Origin of the sequence: Xanthomonas cissicola (genome assembly GCF_008801575.1) — a bacterium.
In the GTDB taxonomy this organism is placed as follows: Bacteria; Pseudomonadota; Gammaproteobacteria; order Xanthomonadales; family Xanthomonadaceae; genus Xanthomonas; species Xanthomonas cissicola.
In genome coordinates this window covers 1-3,331 of sequence record NZ_VZPL01000149.1, presented here as the reverse complement: position 1 = coordinate 3,331, position 3,331 = coordinate 1, and the positions used below count along the sequence as shown (strand labels likewise).

The following is a 3,331-nucleotide window of genomic DNA, read 5'->3' as shown; positions in this document are numbered from 1 at the left end:
ATCTCGCGCCGGGTCTGCTTGCGCTTGCCCAGGCCCTCAGCGTCACCGAACGTCAGCTGCATAGATGATCCTCTACATGATGAGGCGGGTAGTGTCGCGTATCTGTGGTGCGTTGTTCAGAGCTTCCCTAGGTGCGCTCTTGCTTATTTCTTTTACGCACTGTTTTTCAGACTTGGACGATTCCGCAACCTTCCAATTTTCAAAGGCGGTCGAAACTTGACGAGGCGCTTTTCCCTGGTTGACTCAATGCCAGGACCAAGGGAGACACGCATGACCGCAACGAATCACTACCGGGACCAAATCGGACGGGCTATGGATCGGTTGGCCCAGCTGCAAGCGAAGGAGCTTTTAGTTAACCAGCGGCGCGAAGCCAAGGCGCAGGAAACAGCGAAGCGGGAAGAACTGAAACGACGCCAGCGCGTGGCCGATCTAGTTTTTTTAGCCGGTGCCCACGCGTTGGACGACAAGGAACTGGAAGCCCTGCTCATCAATCACATGAAAGCCCGGGCAGGTTCGCTCCACTAACCGTCCAATCTACAAAGCAAGCTTCATCCGCCAGCGCTTTCATGGGCCGCCCATGGTCATCCGCGGTCCTTGTTCCTGCTGGACGCTTTGCTGCTGCGTCTGCTCCATTGCCTGCTGACGGACCTGGTCCTGCTTGATGGACTCGGCCTGCTGCAAGTTCTGCTGAGCAGGCTCCTGGGCGGCCTGACGACCATCGACATGCGCGTGGAAGAGTGGGCCCTTGTCCATGCCGTGGGGGGCGTAGACAGCGAAGACGTTGTGCGCCCCGTCCTTCCCAAGGCCGCCGGTGACCGCATCCACTCGCTTGATGAGCGGGTCATCGACTTGCTGCTTGTAGAGCGACGCCGCCACGTTCTTGGACTCTTCCTCGGTCCAGTTGCCGGTGCTCTTCACCCAACCATGTATCGCCTGGTAGTTGGAGTGGTCCGGGTGCGCGGGGTTGTCGGCCAGCACGGCCTGGCCGTGGGAGATGGGTTGGGGGGCGAGGTCCGGCTGGCCGGGGGTCCCTTTCCCAACCTGCCGCACCTCGGAAGGCCGCAGCTGTCCGCCAGAGGTATCGGTGAACCCAAAGGCCTTGCCCTGCCCACCCAGGGACACTCCAGCCGCTTGGATCTCCTCCGCTGAAGCACCAAGCTCCTTCAGGTTCAGGCCGAGACTCGGGATCGACTGGCGGGAAGCCTGGTCCAGGTCGCGGGACACCGCGGCGCCAGCGGAAACCACGTAGGACAGATAAAAGGCGTTGTAATCCGACCGACCCAGCGCGCCCAGGCCCTTGCCGGACTGATCGAACTGACAAATCGCCACGGCTTTTATCGCAGGGCTGTCGATGCGGTTGTCGGTGTGTTGGATGCCCTGGGCATCCATCTGAATGCCTTGAGCCAACCGCCCGCTGGTGACGCAGGGCGTGGTCGGGTCCAGGCGATGAAGCAGTTCCGCGTCAGTGACGTTTGGGTCTTGGTGCTTGACCCGACTGGCCACCGAATTCATCGACACCAGTTCGGCCAGCGCTTCGTTCTCCCGGGAAGCGTTGATGTAGTCCTTCGCCAGTGGAGTGATATCGACGGTAGCGTCCCCATAGCGCGCCCCATCTTTCAGCGCCTCATCGATTCGGTAAGACAGCTTGTAGGTGCTGATTTCGTTGGAGCGAGCCATCAAGGCATGCCCCGTTTCGTGCCCCAGGACTCCGGTGAGCTGGTCTATCCGCTCCGACCGAGCAGGTCGCTGCAACACGTCGGCGTTGACGCTGATCGCCTTTTCGTCTGCGCTGTAGTGCCCGCCTTCGTTGGGCGTGCGAGCGAACTTGATGTGCTCAAGGTCGCTGTTATCGATGGCCTTGGTCATCACCCCAACGAGGTAAGGCGACGATTCCACCGCCTCGCGAAGATCCCTGGCAGCCCCCGCGGATAAGGACGATTCCCGTTCGGTCTCTTGGAGCATGCGCTCGATGCGGGGATCAAGCATCGCTGCGCTCCATCTCGAAGCTCACGACTGTCACGCAGGTCGGCGCGTCCCGCCGGTCGGGGGTTACGGCGATGTAAAGCCCGAGCGAGGGGCCGACGATCTTGTCAAACGTGATTCGCTGGTCGTCGCCAAACGTCGGCACATACACCCGGAAGCCGTCGGCTTCCATCTGCTTCTTCAGTGCCTCGTAGGCGAGGCAGGCGTTCGGAGTGAGGGTCAGCTCCACCCGATGCCCAGGGAGCTTGGGCGCGCCCTTCCACACAGCCCAGTCGTAAGTGCCCTGTCCCACCTTGCCGGTCACCCCCCTGCGCTTCTGCTTGGCGTCTGGAGGAAGCGCGATTCCCAAAAGTCGCTCCACGTTGGCGGGATCGGAGTCTGCTTGGACGTGAAGGGACTGGGCGAGCGCTTTGATTTGTTTAAGCAGCTGGTCGACGGTGTGCTCAGCCCCCGGTTGTAAGGCGGGATAGCCATCCCACGTCATCATGGGCGCCGAACGCTCAGGGGCGGCGGCATCGACAAGTGCCGCGACGCGGTCCTGCTCGCGCCGAACGTCAGCCGAGGTCGGTTCCTTCATGGTTTTCTCCTGATGGGCTTTTGATGGCTCGGCGCATGCGGCCACTCCCAGCAACAGTGTGCCCGCTGAAAGGGCTTTAGCGATGCGCCTTCCTTGACTAAAGATATCCATGGCCAACATCCGGGTGTCGGGAGGTTGGACAGCTTACCGCCAGCGCCTGGGCGCAGGCCAATCCTGTAGGCAGAGAGGGCTATGCCCACCCCCTTGCCGCCAGGCTGGTGTGCTGACGCCCGCCGATGACCAGATGGTCGAGGACGCGGATGTCGAAAAGCGACAGCGCCTGCTTCAGGCGTTCGGTGACCTTGCGGTCTGCTTCGCTAGGCTCCGGGTTCCCGCTCGGATGGTTGTGGAAGAGGATGACGGCGACGGCGTTGAGGTCCAGGGCGCGCTTGGCGACGACTCGGTTGTGGACTTCGCAGGCATCGGTCGTGCCGGTGAAGAGGTGCTCGGTGGCCAGGATGTGGTGCTTGGTGTCGAGGAAGACGACGCCGAAGGCTTCGTGCGGCAGGTGGGCGCAGCGGGCGACCAAGTAGCTGCCGGCCTGCTCCGGGCTGTGGATGCGGCCTTGGCGTTGAAGGCGTCGTTCGAGGATGGTGGCGGCTGCGAGGAGAATCCCCTCTTCGTCCATCTGGAGTTGGTATTGAGTCGTCCCTGAAAAACCCCTGTCAAACCTCCATTGCCATGTTTGCGAGCCGCATAGTGCTTGAGCACGTTGAGGAACGCTCCCGCACCACCTGCAACCAGGCACGCAAAAAGGCGATCCAGCGCAGC

4 protein-coding genes are annotated in these 3,331 nt (G+C 61.9%); 1 reads left to right on the top strand and 3 read right to left on the bottom strand.

Annotated elements, in window-relative coordinates:
• Positions 1 to 270: 270 nt before the first annotated feature.
• On the top strand, positions 271 to 525 hold the full coding sequence (locus F7R02_RS24630; protein ID WP_151210286.1) for a hypothetical protein: 255 nt from the start codon (positions 271 to 273) through the stop codon (positions 523 to 525).
• Positions 526 to 564: 39 nt separating this feature from the next.
• Here the strand turns inward: F7R02_RS24630 and F7R02_RS24625 are convergent, their stop codons facing one another.
• The 3 genes from F7R02_RS24625 to F7R02_RS24615 all read right to left on the bottom strand — a co-directional run bounded on the left by F7R02_RS24625 (position 565) and on the right by F7R02_RS24615 (position 3,188).
• Positions 565 to 1,986, bottom strand: a complete 1,422-nt coding sequence (locus tag F7R02_RS24625) for an XVIPCD domain-containing protein (protein ID WP_151210284.1) — start codon at positions 1,984 to 1,986, stop codon at positions 565 to 567.
• Positions 1,979 to 2,671 carry a hypothetical protein gene (locus tag F7R02_RS24620; RefSeq protein ID WP_235900988.1) on the bottom strand — a complete coding sequence of 231 codons (693 nt, stop codon included), beginning with the start codon at positions 2,669 to 2,671 and terminating at the stop codon, positions 1,979 to 1,981. Before F7R02_RS24620 ends, F7R02_RS24625 begins: the two co-directional genes overlap by 8 nt.
• A 79-nt stretch (positions 2,672 to 2,750) precedes the next feature.
• Complete coding sequence (locus tag F7R02_RS24615; protein WP_151210283.1) at positions 2,751 to 3,188, bottom strand: JAB domain-containing protein; 438 nt, start codon at positions 3,186 to 3,188, stop codon at positions 2,751 to 2,753.
• Positions 3,189 to 3,331 lie beyond the last annotated feature (143 nt).

Excerpts from the sequence above, each read along its gene's own strand:
- F7R02_RS24615 (WP_151210283.1), bottom strand. The coding sequence starts at position 3,188 with ATGGACGAAGAGGGGATTCTCCTCGCAGCCGCCACCATCCTCGAACGA.
- F7R02_RS24620 (WP_235900988.1), bottom strand. The coding sequence starts at position 2,671 with ATGGATATCTTTAGTCAAGGAAGGCGCATCGCTAAAGCCCTTTCAGCG.
- F7R02_RS24630 (WP_151210286.1), top strand. The coding sequence starts at position 271 with ATGACCGCAACGAATCACTACCGGGACCAAATCGGACGGGCTATGGAT.
- F7R02_RS24625 (WP_151210284.1), bottom strand. The coding sequence starts at position 1,986 with ATGCTTGATCCCCGCATCGAGCGCATGCTCCAAGAGACCGAACGGGAA.